Origin of the sequence: Qipengyuania proteolytica (genome assembly GCF_019711565.1) — a bacterium.
GTDB lineage: Bacteria > Pseudomonadota > Alphaproteobacteria > Sphingomonadales > Sphingomonadaceae > Qipengyuania > Qipengyuania proteolytica.
The window spans coordinates 477289-499383 of sequence record NZ_JAIGNN010000001.1 but is presented as its reverse complement, the minus strand read 5'-3'; the positions used below and the strand labels follow the sequence as shown (position 1 = coordinate 499383).

Genomic DNA, 22095 nt, shown 5'->3' with positions numbered 1-22095 from the left:
GCCTTGGCCAGCCCTACGCGCGCGAAACGGCGGTTAACAAGCTGGACACCGCGCCTTTTCCACACCGCTTCGGCAGGTTACGTGGGGGGGATGGCCCAGCTGCGCAAACTCACCGCCAACTTCGTCGAGACCGAGGTCGATGGCGAAGTGCTGATCGTCGACCTCGACGGTGGCGAACTGTTCTCGCTTTCCGGCACGGCACGGGATATCTGGCGCCTGATCGATGGCGAGCGGAGTGCGGACGCGATCGTGGAAGCGCTGCAACAAGAGTTTACAGCCCCGGCAGGCGCAGTGGAGCAGGACGTCAGGGCGCTGCTCGAGGAGCTGCAGGATGCCGCTCTCGTCGCGCTCGCCTAGATTTATCCTGCGCTTGCGGTATTATGGGCAGCAGTCGCCAAGGAAACGAAGATGACCGAGCACAAGCAGAACGCCATGGCCAGCAAGCGCGAATGGGTCGCCCCCGAACTGGTCCGCCTCGGCACCATTCGCGACATCGCGGGGCCGCGCGGAAGAAGCTTCCAGTCCGGACCGAATGCGAGGTCCTGACGACCCTATCACCTTTGTGCTGTAGTCTAAGGACACATGTTCTTAATCTCGTCTAAGGGGCTAGCCGCGAAACGGGGATTAGCTGGGCCGTTTCTCTCCTTCGACGGCCGACAGGCCCCCGCGCACTGGAGTTCAGAGAATTTCGATTGCTGGTCTGCCGGCGAACGGCGGGCTCCGGACAGTAGCACCCTCCTGCTCGGCAGGATCGACAATTTCGAGACCGCTCGCGAGCAACTGTGTCTTGGAAGAGAGGTCGCTCCTGCAGCCCTCTATCACGCCGCAGTCCAATGCTGGGGCGACGAAGCCGACAAGCGCCTGATCGGCCATTATTCCGCCGTCACGATCCTTGGGCCAAGGCGCCTCAGGCTTGTCCGCTCACCATGGACTGCACCGCCGCTGCATTTCGTCGCGCGAGACTCGGGCATCGTCGCGTCCCCCATCCTGAACGCCCTTTTTGCTACCGGTGTCGAGCGGGAGATCGATTACGAGCACCTTGCCGACCAGCTCGCCTTCGACCACCACGATCTCGAGCCACGCGGGTGGTTCCGAGGCATCGGTCGGGTTCCTCTCGGCACGCGCATATTTGTGGAAGGCGATCGCATATCGCTGGACCGATATTACGACCCGGTCGCGATCCCGGAAGTTCGCTTCGCCAAGGACGATGACTATGTGGCAGCAGCCCGCGAATTGCTGGACGAGGCGGCGCGGCACGCCCTGGCGGGCGCACGCCGACCCGCCGTGATGCTATCGGGCGGGCTCGATAGTCCGATCGTCGCCGACGCGTTGCTTCGGGCCATGCCCGGGGATGCGCCTTTGCCCAGCTATACTCACGGCCCGATCGAGGGCTGGGACGGCATCTCGCCACCGGGCAGCTTCGGGGACGACCGGCCCTTCGTTCGGGAGTTTGCGCGGCTACATCCGCGGTTGCTGCCGCGCTTCCCCGATCCCGCTCCCGCCGAGCATGATTATCGGCTGCGCGAACTGCTCGATTACACCGCAAGTCCCACGGCCAACATCGCCAACATCGGTTTCTTTCATAACCTCCTGGAAGCCGCCGCGGGAGACGGCTGTGATACGGTGCTTACCGGGATGTTGGGCAACTTCACCATCAGCCTGGATGGTCGCTGGGCCGCCCCGGAATATGCCCGCAAGATGCGCGTCCGTGCGCTCTGGGCCCTTGTTTCACGACAAGCTGACGGCGATAGCAGGAGCGCGTTTCGCCGCCTGTTGGCCGAGGGCATCCTTCCGAACTTACCCCTACCCCTGCAGACCCGTGTTCGAAGCCTCGTTCACCCGGCCCTCTACGGCTCCATTCCGCCCTATGCCCTTTTGACCGACGCAGCCAAGTCCGCCTGGTCCGCCCGGTCGCGGACCATCGCAGGGGAGGAGATCGGTGATCCGGCCGCTATCGAACGGTCTCGCGAAGAGGCAATTCGCGGGATGTGGGCGAGTGCCGACAGTGGCGAGGATCTCGATCTTGGTCTGGAGCGGATGCACCGGATCACCTTTCGGGATGTGACCGCCTATCGCCCCCTGATCGAATTCTGCCACGGTCTTCCGACGGACCAGTTGGTCCGGAACGGAGTCTCTCGCTATCTTGCCCGGCGAATGGCGAAAGGGATCATGCCGGAAGATCAGCGCCGGAACACGAGCATGGGACGGCACAATGCGGACTGGCATACGCGCATCTCGACGCGGCGCGAGGAGCTGGCGCGCGCCGCCGAACGCATCGCGCTGCACCCTCAGCTGGGACAGATCGTCGACGTCCCCCGGATGGTGGCTCTCCTGCAAGAATGGCCCGATCGTACGCCCGTCGACCCGGGGGAAGAGCTCCCACGCGCGCTGGGTCTCACACGCGCGCTGACGGCCGCCACATTCGTCGCCCACAGCGAACGGAGAAACGCTTTTTGATCGTCGCGATCGCCGCAGGTAGGGCGAGGGGATGACCGGACCCTTTCGCACGATCGCAAGCCTCGCCGGACCGCGGCACCTGACCGGCCTCGCCATGCTCACGGCGGCGATGGCGCTGAGCGAGAGCGTCGGTCTCGTCCTGCTGGTCCCGCTGGTTGCAGCCCTGTCCGGTCCGGGCGCACTCCCCGGAATGCCGATCGCACTGCCAGAGTGGTCGCTCGAAACGATGCTGGCCGTGTTCGTCGCGCTGGTGGCGGCGCGAGCCGTGGCCGACATCTGGCGCAACCTGCTGGCCCAGCGGTTGCAGATCGCCGTGGTCGATGGCCTGCGCGACCGCGCCGTCACCGCCCTGCTCCATGCCGACTGGCGCGCGGTTTCAACCATGCACCAGAGCCGCAATCGCGCCCTGATCGTCACGTCGGTGGACCGGGTGGGCGAGGCGGTGCATCATTTCGCGGGACTTGTCCGGGCAGCAATCGCGCTCGTCGCCCTGGCCCTCGCTGCGCTAGCGATCGCGCCGCTGTTCGCGTTGGGCTGCGTCCTGGCGGGCGGTATCGCCCTCGGCTTGCTCCGCGGGCTGAGGGTCGATGCCCGGCGGCTCGGCGAAGCGCTGTCGCGGCGCTACGACGAGGTTTACCTGCGGCTCGAACAGACCCTCTCAGCCTTGCGGCTGGTCAAGAGTTTCGGGCGCGAACGGGCGGAGGCCCAAAGGCTGGCGGATGCCTTCCGCTCGATGCGCGTGGCCGAAACCGCCTATGTCCGCAGCGCAGCAATCGCGCGCGCGGCGCTCCAGGTGGGCGCCGCCGTAATGCTAGCGCTGGGAGTGTGGTTCGCGGTCGAGCGGTGGGACGTAGCTGCGCCGGTCCTGCTCGCATTCGTCGCCATCGGGGTGCGCGCGATCCCGCTTATCGAAGCGCTGCAAGTCGCAGCGCAAGGCTGGAACCATGCCGCGCCCGCTTTAGAGGAAGCGCAGGCGCTGATCGCCCGCACCGAAGCCGCCGCGGAAGTTGGCGCGGACAAGACCCCGCGCCACGGCACATCGCTCGCCCTCGAGGCCGTTTCGCTTGCCCATGGACGCGACCGGTCCGCGATCGAAGGCGTCTCGTTCGCCATTCCTCGCGGGGCCATTGCGGCGCTCACCGGTCCTTCCGGCTCGGGCAAGAGCACCATTGCCGACCTGCTTGGCGGCCTCGTCTCGCCCGACAGCGGACGCGTGCTGGTCGACGGCCTCCCGCTCGAAGGCGGGGCGCGCCAGGGCTGGCGCAGCCGCGTCGCCTATGTGCAGCAGGAGCCGGTGCTGTTCAGCGGGACGGTGCGCGAAAACCTGCTGTGGGCCAAGCCCGACGCCACGCCGGTCGAACTCGACCGCGCCCTCGACCGCGCTGCCGCAGGCTTCGTTCGCACCCTGCCCGAGGGGCTCGACTGCCCGCTTGGCGAAGGGGGCCGCGCGCTCTCGGGCGGGGAACGCCAGCGCCTGGCGCTCGCCCGCGCCCTACTGCGCGAGCCCGACCTGCTGATCCTCGACGAGGCAACCAATGCGCTCGACGGGGCGAGCGAAGCGGTGATTGCCGATGCAGTCGCGGCCTTGCGCGGCCACTGCACGGTGCTCGTCATCGGGCATCGCGGCACGCTGACCGAAATCGCCGATCTGCGCTTCCGCATCGAAGGCGGTCGCCTGCGCGCAAGCTGAACGCGCGGGCACAGGCCAATTCAGCCGCAATTCAGTGCATTCCGGTAGATAGGCCCCATATCACGACCGCAAGGTCCGCCTCCGCGTGAGGCGTCGCGCATGAGAACAGGGATTTTTATGACCAGCACGACCAAGACCCTCGCCGGGATGGCCGGCGTCGCGCTCGCAGGCGTGGCGCTTGCCGCGCCGGTCCAGGCACAATACCGCCAGACCATCAGCGACAACCCCGCGAAATGCGCCGCCGGCGCCGGCCCGGCCGTCCGCGTGACGGTGACCGGGATCAAGGAATCGAAGGGCACGATGCGCGTCCAGAGCTATCGCGGGACGCAGCAGGACTGGCTGGAAAAGGGCAAGTGGATCAATCGCATCGAAGCCCCCGCACGGGCCGGATCGATGACCTTCTGCATGCCCGTACCCGCACCCGGCACCTATGGCATCGCCGTGCGCCACGACATCAACGGCAACGGCAAGACCGATATCTTCGCCGACGGCGGTGCGATGTCGAACAATCCCAGCATCAACATCTGGAACCTCGGCAAGCCGAGCTACAAGAAGACCGCGTTCAAGGTCGGCAATGGGGTCGAATCAATCACCATCGCCATGCGCTATCGCTGAGCGCGGCGCTTGCGCCATAGCTCGACCAGCGCCCCCGGCGCGGCGAGCAGCGGGTGCTTTGCGCGAAAGGGCGTGACCTCCAGCGCGATGCCGGTGTGGCGGTGGAGCTTCCACGCGGCATAGTCGGCCGCACCGTCGAAAGTGGTCGTCGCCTTCGCGAGCCGCAACAGGTTGAGCGCCTTGCCCACCCGCGCGCGAGTGGACCACCACTCGAGTGTCGCCTTGCGGGCACCGGGCTCCAGTTGCGTCGACAGGCACTCTCCTGCGCGTGAGAAAGCTATGTCCTGTGCGGCCCAGGCGAGCGGCAGCAGCCCTTCGAAATGCTCGCGATTGACCGACAGGATCGAGTCCTCGCGTCCCGGCTGCTCGACCCGGAATTCTGCCCGATAGGTCGCGCGGAACAGCGCGCGCCAGTAATCCGCCGCAGTGCCGCTGGCAGGCCCCAGCGCCGCCGCGAGGCGCGCCGCCGTCGTCGCGGCGCTGGCGACCGCCGTGGCGATCGCCTCGCGCGCATCGTCGTTGCGGGCCCAGATCAGGGCGCTCGGCTGGACAAACCGGGCCCAGATCGTGGTGTCGCGCGACTCGCCGCTTGCCGCGCTTGAGAATTGCTCGAGCGACATGGTCGCGATCTTGGCGCGCAACACCTCGCCGCCATGTTCCCATTCGCGATAACTGACCCGCGGCCAGATCCGCTCCCGCTGCGGGCCCGGCACCAACACGTAGAAATCGAGCACGCCTTCGAGCGAACCGGTGCGCAGATTGGAGCCGTAGAACAGCACGCCGAGCGCACCGGCCTCTTCACCGAGCATCCGCGCATAGGCGCCGACCTCGGGCCGGATTTCGCGCGCCAGGCTTTCGCGCACGCGCTCGGCCAGTGTCACGTTCACGGGGTGACGAAGGTCAGCTCGGGTCCCTGCCCGATCAGGTACCGGCCGGCCGGAAAGGCCTCCCCGTCGAGGATCACCGGCTCGCCGACGTCGAGCGAAAACGCGTGCGCCGATAGCTGGTGGAAGCCCGCGCCCGCCAGCCAGTCCGGCCGCCAGCCGAGCAGGATCGCAGGCACGGACGCGAGGATCCGGCGGCGCGGCTTGTCGAGCAGCGCCAGCTTGATGCCGTCGCCATCCGGGGCGAACAGCTTGATGTCGAGCGGCATCTTGGCGAGCGTGCTAGCGAGCAAGAGGCTGCGACGGGCCGGATCGCCATGGGCCGAGCGCTCGACCGGCTCGCCCGAGGGCAGGTAGGCCAAGCTCATCTCGGTGCCACGCCGCCATTTGTTGGCGTCGCTGCCGAACAGCGCCTGCATCACCCCCCATGCCCCGGTCGCGCCCACGGCCAGGCTGTTGAAAAAGCCCAGCGCATGGGCGTCCTGACCGGTCTCGATCCCGAGCGTGAAGGCCCCGGCACCGAAGATGAATCCCAGCATCGGCGGTTCACCGCCCCCCTCGCGGGCGACGGAGAGCGGCCGGCGCACGATGCGCTTGCCGTTTGCGAAAGCCGCAATCGCGTCGGGCAGGTTCCAGCCCGGCGGCGCACCGAGATCGACGTTGAGCGCGTTCGTCTTGCCCTTGGGCAGGATTGCCAGCGCCGGCCAGGCGTCGCCGAACACGCCCTGCCCCATCGTCAGCACGTCGCGCACCGTCCCGTCACCCCCATTGATGATGAGATAGTCGATCCCGTCCGCAGCGAACGCCGCCAGCGCCGCGGCGATGTCCTCCCGCTCGCGCGGTTGGGCCACGGTGATGTCGGGCCGCTCGGTGCATTCGAGGTCCTGGCCCTTGTTGCGGTGGCTGCGCGGGTTGTAGATCACCCCGATCCGCGGCGCATCACGACGCGCCGCGCCGATACCCTGCCCGCTCCGCCCAGGCGCCTGCCCGGTGCTGGCCGACATCGGCAACTGGTCGAAACGATAGATCGTGCGGTCCATGATCGCTGTGGGCCTTAGCCGCGAAGGCAGGGCCTTTCCTAGGGGAAAATCGCCGAGCAGGACGGGGACCCGGACAAGAAGGCCTGGCGCACCCGACAGGATTCGAACCTGTGGCCTCTGCCTTCGGAGGGCAGCGCTCTATCCAGCTGAGCTACGGGTGCCTGTGCCAATCGGCCTATCGACGAGCGGGGCGCTTAGCAAGGCGTGCGGGCGCTCGCCAGTGCAAATCGCCGAGCGCGCGAATTGCGCGCCTGGCGTTAGCCATTTGGCAAGGAGGGATGCGTAATCCCTCAAGCCATGAGCGCCATTGCCCACGAATTCGACCTCAGCCAGGCAACCATGCTGCCGCCGGTGGAACCCGGCCCGCGCGCGGTGCCCGACGTGGGCGAGCTCGCCAACCGGTGGGACGCGGTCCATGAAGCGGGCGCTGCCGTCGGCAATCTCGCCCAGCTCGGCCGCGAGACGGTCTCGCAGGAGGTCGCTTCGCTACCGCTTCGCGCGGCAGAACAGGGCGGCTGGCAATACGAGATGGTGGCGCGCGGGATCGACGATCTCGCCGCGGTCATGCAGCCAGGCCTGCGAGCCCTGCTTTCGCTCACCGCGCAAGGGCAGGACACCACGGCGGCGGCCCTGACGCTGTGGCGCGAATTCCACACCGCGCGCGGTGCCATCCTTGCACTGGTTCCCGCCGAATAGGCTCCGGGTCAGGCGCAGCTTGACTGCGTTCGCCATCTGTTCCAATCCGGTGCCATGACGGATTCGGCAATTCTGCAGGCAGAAACCGCGGCCATGGTCGCACGCGGCATCGCGCGACTGTTCGCGCGCAACGACATCTGGTGCCTGGCGGAAATGCCGCTGCGAAACGGGCGGCGCGCGGACCTGATGGGTGTCGATCCCAAGGGACGGGTGATCATCGTGGAGATCAAGGTCCAGCGCGCGGACCTGCTGGGTGACGGCAAGTGGCCGGACTATCTCGACCATTGCGACCGCTTCTACTGGGGCCTGCCCCCGGGGCTCGATCGCGGACCGCTGGAGGGGCCGGATTACCGTCCCGACTGCTGCGGCATCATCGTCGCCGACGGATACGACGGCGAGATCGTGCGTCCCGCGCCGCTCCACCCGCTGGCCGCCGCTCGCCGCAAGGTCGAGGTTGAGCGGCTGGCACGCGCCTCGCTGCGCCGGATGACCGTGGCCGGCGATCCACACTGCGCCCCATGGGGTGGGGACGGCTGAACGAAGCGCTTGTCCGCGCTTGCCCGCATGCGGCATAGGTGGCGCGGATCATGTGGACGGCCATTCTCCTTTCCGCACTGGCGATGACGGCGATCGTCGCCGGGCGCTATCTCGCGGCGAGCGGCGTCTTCGCGCTCGTCACGGCTCGCGTGCGGCCCGGCTACCACGCGAAGCTCGGCCCGCAGATCCGGCGCGAGATCGGCTGGTCGCTAGCCTCGGCAGCGATCTATGGCATCCCCGCTGGCGTCGTCGCCTGGGGCTGGCAGGAGCGTGGCTGGACGCAGATCTACACCGGCTGGAACGACTATCCGCTGTGGTATCTCCCGGTCGCCCCGCTGCTCTACCTCTTCGCGCACGATACGTGGTTCTACTGGACCCACCGTTGGATGCACCGGCCGAAGCCGTTCCGCGTGGCGCATGCCGTCCACCATGCCAGCCGCCCGCCGACCGCCTGGGCGGCAATGAGCTTCCACCCGTGGGAGGCCCTGACCGGCGCGGTGGTCATCCCCGCGCTCGTCTTCCTGATCCCGATCCATGTCGCCATGCTCGGTCTCGTGCTGATGGTGATGACCGTGATGGGCGTCACCAACCATATGGGCTGGGAGATGTTTCCCCGATGGCTGGTTCATTCGCGGTTAGGCGGGTGGCTGATAACCGCCAGCCACCACCAGCGTCACCATGAAGAGTATCGATGCAATTACGGCCTCTATTTCCGTTTCTGGGATCGCCTGTGCGGCACGGACCGCGGGCTGAGCGCGCAACTGTGAAGCGCCTCACCGCCCTTGCCGCCCTGCCGCTCGGCCTGTTGGTGGCCGGCGCATCGCCTACGGTGGAACAGGCCAAGGTTTCGGTGACGGTAACCGACCTGCGCAATGCCAAGGGGATCGTGCGCGCTTGCATGACGACCGACGAAAGCAAATTCCCTCGCTGCCGCGGCGTGCCCAATGCCTATGCCGCGACCGCCGATGCGAAGGCCGGAACGGTCAGCTTTACCTTCACCGACGTGAAGCCCGGGCGTTACGCTATCGCGCTGCTGCATGACGAGAACGGCAACGGCAAGGCCGACCGCGCACTGGGCATGATGCCCAAGGAGGGCTTCGGCTTTTCGCGCGACGCCCCGGTCCGCATGGCCCCGCCGAAATTTTCGGACGCCGCCTTCGACATCGGTGCGGCCGACAAGGCGCTCACGATCCGCATGCGCTACATGCTCTGACCCACCCTGCCGGCCCCGCCGGAGGAAAGGTTGGTAAACGTATTTAACCATATGTTTACCACGCATCCGCCATACCGTTTCCGAACGAGCACAACTCTTTCGGGGGCGTAGGAATCCATGGACAGGCTTGGCGGCTATTTCGGCGCGCATGAATCGGACGAACCGATCGACGAATACGTCGATGACGGCGATGCCGACATCCAGCCGCCGCCCTCGCCCGTCGGCCAGGACGAGCGCCGCATGCAGGTGCGCGCCTACAACCACTGGGCAAGCCTGCTGGGCGACCGCAACTATCCCGATATCGAGGATCTCGAACCCGACGCGCTCGACGATTTCGGCCCGTTCTCGGTCCTGCTCGATTTTCGCGACGGCATCGAGGATCCGGCCGTGCCGTTCGTCGGCGCCGAACTCGCCGAAGAATGCGGTCACGACGAACTGATCATCCGCCTGTCGGACGTGCCGAGCCGCTCCGTGCTCAGCCGCATCACCGACCATTACATGCAGATCCTCGCCAATCAGGCGCCGATCGGCTTCGAGGCTGAATTCGTCAACGAACGCGGCGCGACGGTGCTCTATCGCGGCATCCTGCTGCCCTATTCGTCTGACAACGAGACGATCGATTTCATCTACGGCGTCATCAACTGGAAGGAAATGGCCGACCAGGCGGCGGCGGACGAGCTGCTGCTTGAGATCGGCCAGTCGCTCGGCGACTACGACGAGGACGAGGAGGCTGCCGAAGCGGAAGCCCAACTTGAAACCGCCGAGATGCTGACTGCGCAAGGCGACGGCGACCCCTTCTCCGACGACGTGCTCGACCTTGCGGCGCTGGATGTGGCCGGGATCGAGGACGGGGACGGCTTGCCGGCCCCCGCGTTCGGGCAGGACGAAGCACCCGAGCCGGCAACCCAGCGGCAGCTGCGCGGGGTCGATGCGCTCGGCAATCCGATCGGCGGTTATATCGGCGACGAGGGCGAGGCTTACGCCGAAGCTGCGGACTTCGACGACTACGACACCGGCATCAAGACCGCTGCCGACTATGGCCTGCCGGACTGGGACGAAGAGCCCGAGGGCGAGGATGTCGACGATTTGGTCGACCCGCTCGGCGAAGAGGATGGCGAGAGCAGCCTGATGTCGCTCGTCAGCCGCGGCGAACGCACCAAGAAGGCGGTCGACCTGTCGACCACCGAACCGGCGCCGCCGGTGCCGCAGGCTTATGAGGCGGAGGAACCGACGGTTACCTTCTCGCTTCCCGAGCCCTACGAGGCCGACGAAGAACCGATGGCCGAAGCGGACGATGTGTTCGAACTCGAGGAAGAAGACGCTTTCGAGCTGACCGACGAGTTCGCCGACGACGATGACCCGGCCGAGGAACCAGTCGAGGACGTCGTAGCAGACACGGCCCCGGTCGTGTCGGGCGACCCGCTCGAACTGTCGATTGACGATGTTACCGAAGAACCCGCCCCGGCGATCGTGGTCGAGGAAGCCCCCGAGGGCCTCTACGATTGCCTCGCCGCGGCGCGCGAACAGGCGCAGGCCGCGCAAAACACCGAGGATCGCAGCCGTAAGGCGCTCTATGCCGCCGTCGCGCTGGCTTACGACTTCAGCCTGGAGACGCAGGACGACCCGGACGGTTTTGCCGAACTGCTCGACGACAATGGCCTCAGCGTGCAGGATCGCGCGCCGATGACCCCGGTGGTCAAGCTCGTCTTCGGGGCCGATTACGACAAGACCCGCCTCACCGAATATGCCGCGGTCCTGATGTACGCCCACCGGGTGGGCGTGGAACGCGGCGCCCTCGGCACGTTCCTGTCCGAGGCCGAAGGCGGCCTCAAGGGCGTGGTCCAGGCCGAACGCCGGGCACGCAAGGAAGAGCAGGGCAAGCAGGTCGACGACCAGAACACGGTCAAGGGCGCGCTGGCGAAGAAGCTGCGCAAGCTCGAGCCGCTGTCGCTGGCCGATCTCGACGGCGACGGCCCCGAATTTGCGCTCGTCATGGTCCGCCGCACGCTCGAAGGGGAGATCGTCGTGCTGGGAGAACTGCCGGAAGACATCCCGGCGCTCGAACGCGCGGCGCGCAAGCTGCTCGGCTGAACCCCCTTGCGGAGAAAACCCCTGTCGCCGGCGCCGGGCTTTCGCTAGCCCTGCCGGCGATGCCGTTTTTTCCCACTGCGCCCGTCCGCATCCAGCCCTATTTCGGCTATCGCAACGAGACCCGCCTGCGGCTCACCGCGCGCGCCTTGCGTTCGCGCGATGGCGGTTTCGAAAAGCGCAGCAAGTGGCTCGCAGCCAAGACGATGCTGGCGCAATTCGCCAGCCACGAGGTGCCGGAGCTGGCCGTCGAGCTCGAGATCGTCCGGCCCGATGGCCGCGCATCCCGCCACCAGGGACTGACCGACGGGGAAGGCTTCGTCCATTTCGACATCCGCCTCGAGGGCGAGTGGCCGCTCGCACGCGATCCGCAATGGGAAACGGTCGTGCTCCACTGGACCAACGGGACCGGCGCCCACTGCATCGACGGTCATGTCCTCGCGCCGGGCAGCGCCACCGCGCTCGGCGTCATTTCGGATATCGACGATACGATCATCGAAACCGGCATCACCGGCGATTTCCGCGCAGTCATGCGCAACTGGCGCCGCGTCCTGCTGGACATGCCGGAAGAACGCATTCTCGTCCCCGGTGCAGACGTCTTCTACACCGCGCTCGGTGGCGGACCGCTGCTGGGCGAGGACGAGGGGCACGCGGGCCAGCGAAAGCGGGCGAGCACGCGGCCGTTCTTCTACGTCTCGTCAAGCCCGTGGAACCTGTTCAGCTATCTGGTCACCTATATCGAAACCCGCGGCTTGCCCTTGGGGCCGATCATGTTGCGCGACTGGGGGCTCAACCGCGACACTTTCGGGTCCGGCAGCCACGGCGCGCACAAGCGGGCGGCGATCGACGGCATCCTCGCCACCTACCCCACGATCAAGTTTGCTCTGATCGGCGATGACAGCCAGGGCGACCTCACTGCCTTCGCCGCTATCGCCACCGCCAATCCGGGCCGCGTGCGCGCGATCTTCATCCGCAAGGTCGGCGAGGCGTTCAGCCCCGAAGAGGTGGCCGCGAAGGCCGCCATCGAAGCGGCGAAAATTCCCCTCTGGCTCGGCGACGATTACGCGACCGGCCACGAATTCCTTGCCTCGATCGGCCTGCTGGGCGACGGGGAAACACGCGCGATCGTCGACACGATCGAACAGACGGATACGCAAGCAAAGTGAGACGCATGCTCCAAATCGCCGGAGGCCTTCTCGGCCTGGTCGTGCTCGTGGGTGCGGGCCTGTGGCTCGCCATCCGCATCAACGGGGCTGCGGTGCTCGACACGGTGGACCGGGTGGCAGGCGGATCGGGTGAAGCGGAACTGCTTGCCGAAACCAGCTACGGCCCGCACCCGCAGCAAAAACTGCGCGTGTTCGCGCCGCCCGGCGAGGCGGGCCTGCCGATCCTCGTCTTCGTCCATGGCGGCAGCTGGCGCTGGGGCGATCCGGACGACTATACCTTCGTGGCCCGCGCCATGGCGGACAAGGGTTTCGTCGTCGTGCTGGCGGGCTACCGCCTCGAGGACGCGGGCCGCTACCCCGCCATGCTGGAGGACACTGCCGCCGCCGTCGGCACCATGGCACGGCGCGGGGGCGACTTCGGTGGCGACCCCACCCGGATCGTGCTCGCCGGCCATTCGGCGGGTGCCTACAATGTCGCGCAGGTCGCGCTCGAGACGCGCTGGCTGGAGCAGGCAGGGGTTGCACCGGGCGTGATCAAGGGGGTGGTCGGCCTCGCCGGACCCTATGATTTCTACCCGTTCGATTCGGATTCGACCAAGGCCAGCTTCGGCTCGGTGGGGGCAGGCGAGGAGAGCCAGCCGGTCAACCATGCGCGCGCCGGAGCCCCGCCCATGCTGCTGATCCACGGCGAACAGGATACGCTTGTCAAACCGCGCAACACGCGGGCTCTGGCCAAGGCGCTGTCGGCGTTGGGCGCGCCGGTGGAAACGGTCTTTTATCCGGGCATGGATCACAACGCTCCGCTGATCTCGCTGGCGAGCCCCTGGCGGAACGATCGCGACGTCGTGCTGCGCTTCGCCGCTTTCGCGCGCCGCGTGACCGAGGTTTCAGTTCCGGTTCAGGCCGGACAGCCCTAGAAGGGCCGCAATGCGCCTGCTTGCCCGCCTGCTCGCCTTCCTTGCCGCTGCCACGCTTGCCGCCCAGCCGGTAGCCGCGCAGAGCATCCTGCGTGACGCGGAGACCGAGCGGTTTCTCGACGACATCGCCGCGCCGCTGATCGTCGCCGCCGGTCTTGAACCGGGCAATGTCGACATCGTGCTGGTCAATGACCCCTCGATCAACGCCTTCGTGGCTGGCGGACAGGCAGTCTATGTCCACACCGGCCTGCTCGAGGCTGCCGACAGTGCCGAGGAAGTTCAGGGCGTGATCGCCCACGAAATCGGCCACATCACGGGCGGCCATATCCTGCGCTTCGGCGAAGGGTACGGCAACGCTACCAAGATTTCGCTGCTTTCGCTGATCGCCGGCATCGGCGCCGCGCTGGCGGGCGGCGGCGAGGCCGCGATGGCCGCAATGGCACTGGGCCAGCAGGCGGCGATGGCGAACTTCCTCTCCTTCACCCGCACGCAAGAGGCTTCCGCCGACCTTGCCGGTGCGGAATACCTGTCCAAGGCGGGCATTTCGGGACGTGGCTCGCTCAGCTTCTTCGGCAAGCTGCTCAACCGCGAATTCCGTTATGGCTACAGCCAGTCGGACGAGGCCGGCTTCTACCGCACCCACCCGCTTTCGGGCGATCGGATTCGCACGCTGACCGAAGTCTACGAGAAGGATCCGGCGTGGCAGAGCCCGGCCGATTCCGCGGCGCAGGCGGCGTTCGAGCGGATCAAGGCCAAGCTCACCGGCTACATCGCGAAGCCGAACGAGACGCTGCGCGACTATCCAGAAACCGACCAGACCGTCCCGGCGCTGTATGCGCGCGCCTATGCCCACCACAAGAATGCGCGTGTCGACCGGGCGCTGGAAGCGGCGGACAGCCTGCTCGCACGCAATCCGGAAGATCCCTATTTCCTCGAGTTGAAGGGCCAGGTGCTGCTCGAATCGGGTCGTCCGGCCGAAGCGCTCGATCCGCTGCGCCGCGCGACCGAACTCACCAATTCGGAACCGCTGATCGCGGGCCTGTTCGGTCACGCGCTGATCGCGACCGAAGACCGCACCAATTACGAAGAGGCGGAGCAGGTCCTGCGTGCCGCCGTGGGGCGGGACCGATACAATCCTTTCGCATGGTACCAGCTCGGCGTAGTCTATGCGGCGCGGGGCGACATGCCGCGTGCGCGGCTCGCCAGTGCGGAGCAGCAAGTGATGAGCGGGCAGTACGGCCTCGCCATGCGCAGCGCGCAGGCGGCCGAGGCCGGCCTGCCACAGGGCTCGCCCGACTGGCTGCGTGCGCAGGATATCGGGATGCAGGCCCGCGCCCTGCTGGAACAGCAGTGCGAGATGGAAAAGGGTCGCAGCTGCGACCGCCGCCGCTGACGGCGCCGAGGGGGAATGGGACGATGAAGCACCTGGTCACCGCGCTGCTGGCGCTCGTCTTCGGCTTTCTCGGGGCCGCGATCTGGTCCTACAGCGGGCTGGGCAATGCGCAGACGCGCGAATACCTCCTCGCCAATGCCGACATCCTGCCCGAGATGGCCGAGGCCTATCAGCAGGGCCAGGCGCAGGACCGTCTGGCGCAGGTCGACGCGCAGGTCCGCCTGCCCTTCCCCGGCGCGGTGCTGGGCAATCCGAACGGTTCGAAGGTGCTGGTCAAGTTCACCGATTACGGCTGCACCTACTGCCGCCAGAGCATCGCCCAGATCGACCAGATGATTGCCGCCGACCCCGACCTCAAGATCGTCGTGCGCGAATGGCCGATTTTCGACGGCAGCGAGACCGCTGCGCGCATGGCGCTGGCCGCTGCGAAGCAGGGCAGGTACTCCGCCTTCTACCACGCCATGTTCGAACAGGGCCCGCCGAGCGACGCGACCATCGCGCGCGCCGCGCAGACCGCAGGTCTCGACATGGCCGCAGCACAGGCCTTCATCGCGTCGGACGAGGCGACCGCGGAAATCGCCAACACCATGGTGCTGGCGCGCACGCTGGGCTTCTCGGGCACGCCGAGCTGGGTCGCAGGCGATCAGGTGATCGAGGGGCTGGTGCCGGCCGAACGCCTCGCCGAAGCGCTCGACGCGGCGGGCTGAGGCCTACTCTTCCTCGAGCGCCTTGGCGTAGGCCGAGGCGAGTGGCTTTTCCATCACCCGGCGCACCATAGGTTCGAAGAACTCGAGCGGTTCGCTATCGTAATCGGGGTCGAACGCCGCCTGGTCGTATTTCTCGCAGAATTCGCGGCAGGCCTCGAAATACGGGTGGTCGCGGAATTTCTCGCGCGCATTCTGGTCCATCCCGAGGAAGTGGAAATAGTAATAGCCCTGGAAAGCGCCGTGGTTCTGGCAGATCCAGTGCTCTTCCTCGCTCACGAAGGGCTTGATGATCGAGGCGGCGACTTCGGGATGGTTGTAACTGCCCAGCGTGTCGCCGATGTCGTGCAGCAGCGCCATGACGACGTAGCGCTCGTCGCGCCCGTCGCGATGGGCGCGAGTCGCGGTCTGCAGCGAATGCTCGAGCCGGCACACGGGGAACCCGCCGAAATCGCCGTCGAGCAGCTTCAGGTGGTCGAGCACGCGATCGGCCAGTCCCTTGGCAAACTCGCGATACTCGCCCGCGATCAGCTGCCAGTCTTCCTTAGTGCCTTCCTTCATCTCGCGGAATTTCGCGCGTTCCATGGCCGAATGCTCGATATTTTCCTGAATGCCCATCGCACCTCTCCCTCGCTCTGCCTGCAGGATGCAGTGTAGCGACTGGCGCAGTTCGTCGCAATTGGGCTAGAGGGCATGGCCATGGCCGTGTTGCCCATCCGTCCGACGCCGTTCTTCGCCAACAAGAACCAGGCGTTCTGGAACCTCCAGCTGGCAGGCTGGGGCGGCGCGACGATGCTGCGCGCCATGTCCGCGCTCGCCAACGGCCAGCCGGCCGACCGGCTCGTCATCATCCTGATCGCGACGATCACCGGTTTCTCGATCAGCCTGATCCTTGCGGTGGTCTACAGCCAGCTGATCAAGCAGAAGCCGATCGTCACCTGGGGCGTCACGGCCCTCGTCCTCGGCCTCGCTACCGGCGTCTATGCCTTCATCGACAGCTGGGTGCTCGATGTCGCGGGCGGGGCGAGCACGGGCAATTTCGCCAGCCTCTTCGTCGGCATCTACTTCATCGACCTCGTGCTGCTCGGCGCCTGGTCGGCGCTGTATTACGCGATCAATTTCTTCCTCCAGGTGGAGGAACAGGCGGACCGGCTCGAACGGCTCGAGGCGCAGGCGACCAGCGCGCAGCTCGCCATGCTGCGCTATCAGCTCAACCCGCATTTCCTGTTCAATACGCTCAATTCGATCAGCACGCTGGTGCTGTTGAAGCAGACCGAGACCGCCAATGCGATGCTGACGCGGCTGTCCAGCTTCCTGCGCCACACGCTCGTCACCCAGCCCGGCGGCAAGGTCACCGTCGAGCAGGAAGTGGAGACGCTGAAGCTCTACCTCGATATCGAGCGCATGCGCTTCGAGGAACGGTTGCGCACCACTTTCCGCGTCGATCCGGAGGCGGCGAAGGCCTGCCTGCCCGCCATGCTGCTCCAGCCGCTGGTCGAGAACGCGATCAAATACGCCGTCAGCCCGCTGGAGGAAGGCGCCGAAATCAGCGTGATCGCGCAGGCCGTGGGACCGCGCCTGCGGGTCACCGTGTCCGATTCCGGACCCGGCATGGCGGTCGACAATGTCGAGGACGGCCTGCCCGCCGTGCGCCCCAGCCGCGCCCGGCGCGATTCGACCGGCGTCGGCCTCACCAATATTCGCGACCGCCTCGCCCAGGCCTATGGCGAGGAGCATCGCTTCGAAATCCGCTCGCCCGAAAGCGGGGGGTTCTCGGTTCTCATCGAACTGCCCCTGGAATCGGACGAAGCGCCCGCCGCGTTAACCGCAGCGCCAGAAAGCGCCCCCCAAACTGCAGCATCCCCGAAACCTGCGGGCCCCTCACCCGTTAATTCGCTGCAAAGCCCCCCGAAAGCACCGCAAACGACATGACCATCAGAACCATCCTCGTCGACGACGAAAAGCTCGCCATCCAGGGCCTCCAGCTGCGCCTCGAACCGTTCGAGGACGTGGAGATCATCGAAACCTGCCAGAACGGCCGCGAGGCGATCCGCGCGATCAAGACGCTGAAACCGGACCTCGTCTTCCTCGACATCCAGATGCCCGGGTTCGACGGCTTTTCGGTCGTCCAAGGGGTGATGGAAATCGACCCGCCGCTGTTCGTCTTCGTCACCGCGTTCCAGGAACATGCGATCCGCGCGTTCGAGGCCAATGCGGTCAATTACCTGATGAAGCCGGTCGACGAGGACAAGCTAGCGGACACGATCGAACGCGTGCGCCAGCGCCTTGCGGAGAAGAAATCGACCGAGGAGGCGGAAAAGCTCAAGAGCGTGCTGTCCGAAGTCGCGCCCGAGGCCGCCGAGGAGCTTGCGGGTGACGAATCCGAGGCTGCCAGCCGCTACGAGAAGCTCATCAACGTCAAGGACCGCGGCCAGATCTTCCGCGTCGAGACCGACACGATCGAGCATATCGAGGCCGCCGGCGACTACATGTGCATCTACACCGGCGACAATTCGCTGATCCTGCGCGAAACGATGAAGGACCTCGAGCGCCGCCTCGACCCGCGCAAGTTCCAGCGCGTCCACCGCTCGACTATCGTCAACCTCGACCAGGTTCGGCAGGTGAAACCGCATACCAATGGCGAATGCTTCCTCGTGCTGGATAGCGGCGCCGAAGTGAAGGTTTCGCGGAGCTACCGCGACGTCGTGGCGCGATTCGTGCATTGATGGCATTCGCTCTCGAAGGCTTCGACCTTGACCAGTTCGTGCAGGATACGCTCGCCGAGGATCTCGGCGAGGGCCTGCCCGGCGGCGGGGTCGACGTCACCAGCGAAAGCGTGATCCCGGCAGGGGCGCGCTTCTCGGGCGTGATGGACACGCGCGATGCGATCCATGTCGCGGGGCTGCCCGTGGCCGAGGCCTTCTTCCGTGCGCTCGATCCCGACATGACCATCGAAATCCTCGTGGAGGAAGGCGCCAGCGTTCCCGCCGGGACGGACCTGATGCGGCTCGAAGGCAATGCCCGCGCCATGCTCACGGCGGAGCGAAGCGCGCTGAACACCGTCCAGCACCTGTCCGGTATAGCAACCATGGTCGCCGGGTATGTCGCCGCGATGGATAACCCGGACTGCACCCTGCTCGACACGCGCAAGACCATTCCCGGCCTGCGCCATCTCGAGAAATACGCCGTGCGCATGGGCGGCGGATCGAACCACCGCATGGGCCTGTGGGACGCGGCGATGATCAAGGACAACCACGTCCTCGTCGCCGGATCGGTCGGCGAGGCAGTGCGCCGTGCGGTCGAGGCGGGGGTGAAGGACATCATCTGCGAAGTCGACCGGATCGACCAGATCGAGCCCGCACTCGAAGCGGGCGCAACCCGCCTGCTGCTCGACAATATGGAGCCGCCCGTGCTGCACGAAGCGGTCGCGTTGGTCGCAGGCCGCGTGCCCACCGAGGCGAGCGGCGGCATCAACCTCGACACGATCAGGGCCAAGGCGGCGACGGGGGTCGACTACGTATCCGTCGGTCGCCTCACGCAAAGCGCGCCTGCCGCAGACATCGGTCTGGACTTTACCCCGCTGTAAATTCAGGGCACTTCCCGCGCGAGAAAGCTACGCGAGGGGGAGCAAATGAAGCCCGATTCAATCCGCAAGTTCGACTGGCTCTACTGGGCCTCGGTCATCGTCGGGCTGCTGGGCCTGCTGCTCAGCTGGGACATGCTGACCGAAATGACCGCTGCCGAGCTCGCCTCCTCCGGCGTCAGCGCGGACGCGGGCGATTTCGCCATGGCCACAATCCTCGGCGGGGCGGCCTTCGGGCTCGCGCTCAATGCCGCACTGTGGTTCCTCATCTCCGTGCTGCGGATCGAGGTGGTAAAGTGGGTCCTTGTAGCGATGCTGGCCTGGACGCTGTTCACCTTCCCCGCCGGGATCGAGATGGCCGGCGGGTTCAGCCTGATGCAGGTGCCGGGCGTCATCGGCACGGCATTGCTGGCTGCGGCGATCTTCTTCCTCTTCCGTCCCGATGCGAAGGCGTGGTTCGCCGAGAAACGCGGACGCGGCGGCGACTGACGCGGCAATTGTGGCCTGTCGCGGCCCGCGGCTTTACCCGCCCCGCACAATCCGCCATGCGATCGCCAGGAGAGAGGGGCGCGTATGAAACCTGTATCGATCGGTCGGTTCGAGCTGTGGTTCCTGCTCTCGGTCGTGCTCAGCCTGCTGTCGACCGGCCTCGGCTGGGCCAATCTGGCGGAGCAGGCCGATGCCGCCGTGCTGACCCAGACCGGCGCGAACACCCGGGGGATGGGCTTCGTGCTGCTGCTGTCGTCGGTCGCCATGTTCTGCGTCCTTGCGCTGGTGTTCTGGGCGGCGATCGTCCTCTCGCGCCTCGGCGCAGCGCGCTATGTGCTGGCGCTGCTGGTCGCCTATGCCGGCTACAGCGCGATCACCGCCTTGCTCGCCGCCAAGCCCAATGGCGCGATGATCGCGGACCTCGCTTCGGTCGTCGCGGCGGTCGTGGCGCTTGCCTATCTTTTCCGCGCCGATGCGCGCGCGTGGTTCGCCGGTGACAACAATACCCCAGTCGATCCGCTTTAGCCGCACGGTCGCCGCGCTGGCGCTCGCTGCGCTGTCCGCGCCTGCCGCTGCGCAATCATACCAGTGCCGCGTGCCAGCGCAGGTGGGTGTCCCGACCATAACCGCCGACGGCCCCGCTCGCCGCCTGCCCGTGAGCGGCTATACGCTGGCGGTCAGCTGGAGCCCCGAGTTCTGCAAGACCCGCGAGCGGCAGGCCCGCCACGCGCGGCAATGCTCCGGGCGCGACGGGCGCTTCGGCATGGTCGTCCACGGCCTCTGGCCCGAAAGCGGGCGGAGCTGGCCGCAATGGTGCGGATCGCAGCGCCAGCTCACCGCACGCGACCTCAGCCCCAACATGTGCCTCTCGCCCTCGGCCAGCCTGCTCGCGCGGCAATGGGTGAAGCACGGCAGTTGCATGGCGCGCCGCCCGGCGACCTATTTCAAGGTCACACGCATCCTCTGGAATGGCCTGCGCTGGCCCGATTTCGACCGCGTGAGCCGCGAGGATGGCCTCACCGCAGGCACGATCCGCACCCGCTTCGTCGACGCCAACCCCGGCTGGATGCCCGAGGCGGTCGGCGTAAAACTGAACGCGCGCGGTTGGCTGGAGGAACTGCGCCTCTGCTACGACAAACGCTTCATGCCCAAGGCTTGCGACAAGGCGCGGTTCGGCGCGCGGGACGGGGTGCAGGCGAAGATCTGGCGTGGACTGTGACTTGATCTCGATCAATGACAGGGGGCCAGCACCGCCCCTATCCCCGCTGCATGATCGACATCGAGAGAATTTCCGAGAAGGCCCATCGCCTCGTGGTGATTGCCGAGTTCCAGCAAGCCGACGCCGAGCGGCTGGTGGACTTCGCGAAAGAGCGCAACCAGGCCGGCGGCGGCGGCAACCTGCTGATCGACGTGACTGCCGTTTCCGGATTCACGTTTGCTGCCGTCGCGATCGAGCTGGCCCACATGCCCAGCCTCATCAGGTGGGTTTACGGCCTGGACCGGATCGCCATTCTCTCCGACGATGACTGGGTCCGGACCGGGTCGAGGCTCGAGAGCGCGCTGCTGCCGGGAGTGGTCTATGAGGTCTATGACGAGGACGAGGCGGACGCGGCGCGTGCCTGGGTGCTTGAGGAGGCCGATGCGCCACATATGGGAGCCCTGCACGAACTCGACATCGGCAAGCCGGCTATAGCTGCCTATGAGCTATCCGGACGCCTTGATCGCGAAGAATCGGAGCGGGGTGTCGCGATGGTCCGGAAGCGGCTCGTAGATGCCGCCTGTCGCAAGCTCTTGCTTGTGATCCGCAGTTGGCACGGTTTCGATCTCGATCGCCTGCTCAGCCGCGACGTGCTCGCAGGGAAGCTCGACATAGCCCGCAAGCTCGAACGCTATGCCATAGTCGGCGGGCCGCGTTGGCTAAGGCGCTACGCCGAGTTCACCAGCGCCTTCGTAAAAGCCGAGATCAAGGCTTTCGAGCTCGAGCAGATGGACGAAGCGATCGCCTGGCTCGATAGCTAGGTTTCAGCGCCGTTCCCTGAAGAATTCGCGCAGCAACTCCGCCGCGCGCGCCTCGCCCATGCCCGAATAGACCTCGGGCCGGTGCAGGCATTGCGCTTGCTCGAACACCCGCGCGCCGTGTTCGACCGCGCCGCCCTTAGGGTCGCTCGCGGCATAGTAGAGTTTCGCGATGCGCGCGTGGACCACGGCGCCGGCGCACATGGCGCAGGGCTCCAGCGTGACCCACAGCTCGCAGTCGGTCAGGCGCTCGTCGCCCAGCGCCTCGGCCGCGCGGCGAATCGCCAGGATTTCGGCATGGGCGGTGGGATCGTGGCTCTCGCGCGGCCTATTGTGCGCCTCGGCAATGACCACTCCGCCGCGCGTCACCACTGCACCCACCGGCACCTCGCCCGCGGCAGCGGCCTCTTCGGCCAGCGCGAGCGCGCGCTGCATGGGTTGCGGGAGGGTCCAGCCGGTCATATGTCCGTGGCGCTAGCCCGCAGGCGGCAAGGGTGCAACGTGCTTGACGATTCGCACCCTCGCCGCTATGCGCGCCGCTTTCCGGGATTAACGTGCCCCGCACCCGCGCAATGCGGCCAAGGGAACGCGCCCCACCATTCGAACG

25 protein-coding genes and 1 tRNA gene are annotated in these 22095 nt (G+C 66.7%); 21 read left to right on the top strand and 5 right to left on the bottom strand.

The window, feature by feature from the left end; all coding sequences use genetic code 11:
• Positions 1 to 90 precede the first annotated feature (90 nt).
• The 5 genes from K3172_RS02470 (at position 91) to K3172_RS02450 (ending at position 4762) form a co-directional block, all read left to right on the top strand.
• Positions 91 to 357: a PqqD family protein gene (locus K3172_RS02470; RefSeq protein ID WP_221586882.1), complete on the top strand. Its 267-nt coding sequence runs from the start codon at positions 91 to 93 to the stop codon at positions 355 to 357.
• A gap of 51 nt (positions 358 to 408) precedes the next feature.
• On the top strand, positions 409 to 546 hold the full coding sequence (locus K3172_RS02465) for a hypothetical protein (protein WP_221586881.1): 138 nt from the start codon (positions 409 to 411) through the stop codon (positions 544 to 546).
• 36 nt (positions 547 to 582) lie between these two features.
• A complete protein-coding gene (locus K3172_RS02460) occupies positions 583 to 2457 on the top strand; it encodes an asparagine synthase-related protein (protein WP_221586880.1) in 1875 nt (624 codons plus the stop codon).
• A gap of 31 nt (positions 2458 to 2488) precedes the next feature.
• Complete coding sequence (locus K3172_RS02455) at positions 2489 to 4147, top strand: ATP-binding cassette domain-containing protein (protein WP_221586879.1); 1659 nt, start codon at positions 2489 to 2491, stop codon at positions 4145 to 4147.
• 117 nt (positions 4148 to 4264) lie between these two features.
• The gene (locus tag K3172_RS02450; RefSeq protein ID WP_221586878.1) at positions 4265 to 4762 is read left to right on the top strand and encodes a DUF2141 domain-containing protein; all 498 of its coding nucleotides are present in this window, start codon (positions 4265 to 4267) and stop codon (positions 4760 to 4762) included.
• On the opposite strand, the gene K3172_RS02445 is transcribed toward K3172_RS02450, so the two are convergent.
• The 3 genes from K3172_RS02445 to K3172_RS02435 form a co-directional block, all read right to left on the bottom strand.
• Positions 4753 to 5649 carry a hypothetical protein gene (locus K3172_RS02445; protein WP_221586877.1) on the bottom strand — a complete coding sequence of 299 codons (897 nt, stop codon included), beginning with the start codon at positions 5647 to 5649 and terminating at the stop codon, positions 4753 to 4755. The genes K3172_RS02450 and K3172_RS02445 overlap by 10 nt on opposite strands.
• On the bottom strand, positions 5646 to 6686 hold the full coding sequence (locus K3172_RS02440; protein ID WP_221586876.1) for a diacylglycerol/lipid kinase family protein: 1041 nt from the start codon (positions 6684 to 6686) through the stop codon (positions 5646 to 5648). Before K3172_RS02440 ends, K3172_RS02445 begins: the two co-directional genes overlap by 4 nt.
• An 84-nt stretch (positions 6687 to 6770) precedes the next feature.
• Positions 6771 to 6847, bottom strand: a tRNA-Arg gene (locus tag K3172_RS02435).
• Positions 6848 to 6983: 136 nt separating this feature from the next.
• Here K3172_RS02435 and K3172_RS02430 point away from each other — a divergent pair.
• The 9 genes from K3172_RS02430 to K3172_RS02390 all read left to right on the top strand — a co-directional run bounded on the left by K3172_RS02430 (position 6984) and on the right by K3172_RS02390 (position 15403).
• Positions 6984 to 7382 carry a hypothetical protein gene (locus tag K3172_RS02430; RefSeq protein ID WP_221586875.1) on the top strand — a complete coding sequence of 133 codons (399 nt, stop codon included), beginning with the start codon at positions 6984 to 6986 and terminating at the stop codon, positions 7380 to 7382.
• A 54-nt stretch (positions 7383 to 7436) separates the two neighbouring features.
• Positions 7437 to 7919, top strand: a complete 483-nt coding sequence (locus K3172_RS02425; protein ID WP_221586874.1) for an MmcB family DNA repair protein — start codon at positions 7437 to 7439, stop codon at positions 7917 to 7919.
• Between the two features lie 50 nt (positions 7920 to 7969).
• Entirely contained in the window at positions 7970 to 8686 is a 717-nt protein-coding gene (locus K3172_RS02420) for a sterol desaturase family protein (RefSeq protein ID WP_221586873.1), read from the top strand.
• A complete protein-coding gene (locus K3172_RS02415) occupies positions 8683 to 9132 on the top strand; it encodes a DUF2141 domain-containing protein (RefSeq protein WP_345725577.1) in 450 nt (149 codons plus the stop codon). Before K3172_RS02420 ends, K3172_RS02415 begins: the two co-directional genes overlap by 4 nt.
• A gap of 117 nt (positions 9133 to 9249) precedes the next feature.
• Positions 9250 to 11223, top strand: coding sequence for a PAS domain-containing protein (locus tag K3172_RS15815; protein WP_221586871.1), 1974 nt, complete (start codon positions 9250 to 9252; stop codon positions 11221 to 11223).
• 59 nt (positions 11224 to 11282) lie between these two features.
• Positions 11283 to 12386 carry a phosphatase domain-containing protein gene (locus K3172_RS02405; RefSeq protein WP_221586870.1) on the top strand — a complete coding sequence of 368 codons (1104 nt, stop codon included), beginning with the start codon at positions 11283 to 11285 and terminating at the stop codon, positions 12384 to 12386.
• A 5-nt stretch (positions 12387 to 12391) separates the two neighbouring features.
• Positions 12392 to 13303 carry an alpha/beta hydrolase gene (locus K3172_RS02400; RefSeq protein WP_221586869.1) on the top strand — a complete coding sequence of 304 codons (912 nt, stop codon included), beginning with the start codon at positions 12392 to 12394 and terminating at the stop codon, positions 13301 to 13303.
• Between the two features lie 10 nt (positions 13304 to 13313).
• Positions 13314 to 14696, top strand: a complete 1383-nt coding sequence (locus tag K3172_RS02395; protein ID WP_221586868.1) for a M48 family metalloprotease — start codon at positions 13314 to 13316, stop codon at positions 14694 to 14696.
• 23 nt (positions 14697 to 14719) lie between these two features.
• Complete coding sequence (locus tag K3172_RS02390; RefSeq protein ID WP_221586867.1) at positions 14720 to 15403, top strand: DsbA family protein; 684 nt, start codon at positions 14720 to 14722, stop codon at positions 15401 to 15403.
• 3 nt (positions 15404 to 15406) lie between these two features.
• On the opposite strand, the gene K3172_RS02385 is transcribed toward K3172_RS02390, so the two are convergent.
• The gene (locus K3172_RS02385; protein ID WP_221586866.1) at positions 15407 to 16018 is read right to left on the bottom strand and encodes an HD domain-containing protein; all 612 of its coding nucleotides are present in this window, start codon (positions 16016 to 16018) and stop codon (positions 15407 to 15409) included.
• A gap of 81 nt (positions 16019 to 16099) precedes the next feature.
• Between K3172_RS02385 and K3172_RS02380 the strand changes: the two genes are divergently transcribed.
• The 7 genes from K3172_RS02380 to K3172_RS02350 all read left to right on the top strand — a co-directional run bounded on the left by K3172_RS02380 (position 16100) and on the right by K3172_RS02350 (position 21491).
• The gene (locus tag K3172_RS02380; protein ID WP_221586865.1) at positions 16100 to 17332 is read left to right on the top strand and encodes a sensor histidine kinase; all 1233 of its coding nucleotides are present in this window, start codon (positions 16100 to 16102) and stop codon (positions 17330 to 17332) included.
• The gene (locus K3172_RS02375; protein ID WP_221586864.1) at positions 17329 to 18126 is read left to right on the top strand and encodes a LytR/AlgR family response regulator transcription factor; all 798 of its coding nucleotides are present in this window, start codon (positions 17329 to 17331) and stop codon (positions 18124 to 18126) included. Before K3172_RS02380 ends, K3172_RS02375 begins: the two co-directional genes overlap by 4 nt.
• Positions 18126 to 18986, top strand: coding sequence for a carboxylating nicotinate-nucleotide diphosphorylase (gene nadC, locus K3172_RS02370; protein ID WP_221586863.1), 861 nt, complete (start codon positions 18126 to 18128; stop codon positions 18984 to 18986). Before K3172_RS02375 ends, nadC begins: the two co-directional genes overlap by 1 nt.
• Before the next feature lie 45 nt (positions 18987 to 19031).
• Positions 19032 to 19472, top strand: a complete 441-nt coding sequence (locus K3172_RS02365; RefSeq protein WP_221586862.1) for a hypothetical protein — start codon at positions 19032 to 19034, stop codon at positions 19470 to 19472.
• 84 nt (positions 19473 to 19556) lie between these two features.
• Positions 19557 to 19997 carry a hypothetical protein gene (locus K3172_RS02360; protein WP_221586861.1) on the top strand — a complete coding sequence of 147 codons (441 nt, stop codon included), beginning with the start codon at positions 19557 to 19559 and terminating at the stop codon, positions 19995 to 19997.
• The gene (locus tag K3172_RS02355; RefSeq protein WP_345725575.1) at positions 19966 to 20691 is read left to right on the top strand and encodes a ribonuclease T2 family protein; all 726 of its coding nucleotides are present in this window, start codon (positions 19966 to 19968) and stop codon (positions 20689 to 20691) included. Before K3172_RS02360 ends, K3172_RS02355 begins: the two co-directional genes overlap by 32 nt.
• A gap of 50 nt (positions 20692 to 20741) precedes the next feature.
• Entirely contained in the window at positions 20742 to 21491 is a 750-nt protein-coding gene (locus tag K3172_RS02350; protein WP_221586859.1) for a SpoIIAA family protein, read from the top strand.
• Between the two features lie 3 nt (positions 21492 to 21494).
• On the opposite strand, the gene K3172_RS02345 is transcribed toward K3172_RS02350, so the two are convergent.
• Complete coding sequence (locus K3172_RS02345; RefSeq protein ID WP_221586858.1) at positions 21495 to 21950, bottom strand: nucleoside deaminase; 456 nt, start codon at positions 21948 to 21950, stop codon at positions 21495 to 21497.
• Positions 21951 to 22095 lie beyond the last annotated feature (145 nt).

Bases quoted from the DNA above. Each gene is read 5' to 3' on its own strand.
- K3172_RS02470 (WP_221586882.1), top strand. From the start codon at position 91: ATGGCCCAGCTGCGCAAACTCACCGCCAACTTCGTCGAGACCGAGGTC.
- K3172_RS02465 (WP_221586881.1), top strand. From the start codon at position 409: ATGACCGAGCACAAGCAGAACGCCATGGCCAGCAAGCGCGAATGGGTC.
- K3172_RS02460 (WP_221586880.1), top strand. From the start codon at position 583: ATGTTCTTAATCTCGTCTAAGGGGCTAGCCGCGAAACGGGGATTAGCT.
- K3172_RS02455 (WP_221586879.1), top strand. From the start codon at position 2,489: ATGACCGGACCCTTTCGCACGATCGCAAGCCTCGCCGGACCGCGGCAC.
- K3172_RS02450 (WP_221586878.1), top strand. From the start codon at position 4,265: ATGACCAGCACGACCAAGACCCTCGCCGGGATGGCCGGCGTCGCGCTC.
- K3172_RS02440 (WP_221586876.1), bottom strand. From the start codon at position 6,686: ATGGACCGCACGATCTATCGTTTCGACCAGTTGCCGATGTCGGCCAGC.
- K3172_RS02430 (WP_221586875.1), top strand. From the start codon at position 6,984: ATGAGCGCCATTGCCCACGAATTCGACCTCAGCCAGGCAACCATGCTG.
- K3172_RS02425 (WP_221586874.1), top strand. From the start codon at position 7,437: ATGACGGATTCGGCAATTCTGCAGGCAGAAACCGCGGCCATGGTCGCA.
- K3172_RS02420 (WP_221586873.1), top strand. From the start codon at position 7,970: ATGTGGACGGCCATTCTCCTTTCCGCACTGGCGATGACGGCGATCGTC.
- K3172_RS15815 (WP_221586871.1), top strand. From the start codon at position 9,250: ATGGACAGGCTTGGCGGCTATTTCGGCGCGCATGAATCGGACGAACCG.
- K3172_RS02405 (WP_221586870.1), top strand. From the start codon at position 11,283: ATGCCGTTTTTTCCCACTGCGCCCGTCCGCATCCAGCCCTATTTCGGC.
- K3172_RS02400 (WP_221586869.1), top strand. From the start codon at position 12,392: ATGCTCCAAATCGCCGGAGGCCTTCTCGGCCTGGTCGTGCTCGTGGGT.
- K3172_RS02395 (WP_221586868.1), top strand. From the start codon at position 13,314: ATGCGCCTGCTTGCCCGCCTGCTCGCCTTCCTTGCCGCTGCCACGCTT.
- K3172_RS02390 (WP_221586867.1), top strand. From the start codon at position 14,720: ATGAAGCACCTGGTCACCGCGCTGCTGGCGCTCGTCTTCGGCTTTCTC.
- K3172_RS02385 (WP_221586866.1), bottom strand. From the start codon at position 16,018: ATGGGCATTCAGGAAAATATCGAGCATTCGGCCATGGAACGCGCGAAA.
- K3172_RS02380 (WP_221586865.1), top strand. From the start codon at position 16,100: ATGGCCGTGTTGCCCATCCGTCCGACGCCGTTCTTCGCCAACAAGAAC.
- K3172_RS02375 (WP_221586864.1), top strand. From the start codon at position 17,329: ATGACCATCAGAACCATCCTCGTCGACGACGAAAAGCTCGCCATCCAG.
- nadC (WP_221586863.1), top strand. From the start codon at position 18,126: ATGGCATTCGCTCTCGAAGGCTTCGACCTTGACCAGTTCGTGCAGGAT.
- K3172_RS02365 (WP_221586862.1), top strand. From the start codon at position 19,032: ATGAAGCCCGATTCAATCCGCAAGTTCGACTGGCTCTACTGGGCCTCG.
- K3172_RS02360 (WP_221586861.1), top strand. From the start codon at position 19,557: ATGAAACCTGTATCGATCGGTCGGTTCGAGCTGTGGTTCCTGCTCTCG.
- K3172_RS02350 (WP_221586859.1), top strand. From the start codon at position 20,742: ATGATCGACATCGAGAGAATTTCCGAGAAGGCCCATCGCCTCGTGGTG.
- K3172_RS02345 (WP_221586858.1), bottom strand. From the start codon at position 21,950: ATGACCGGCTGGACCCTCCCGCAACCCATGCAGCGCGCGCTCGCGCTG.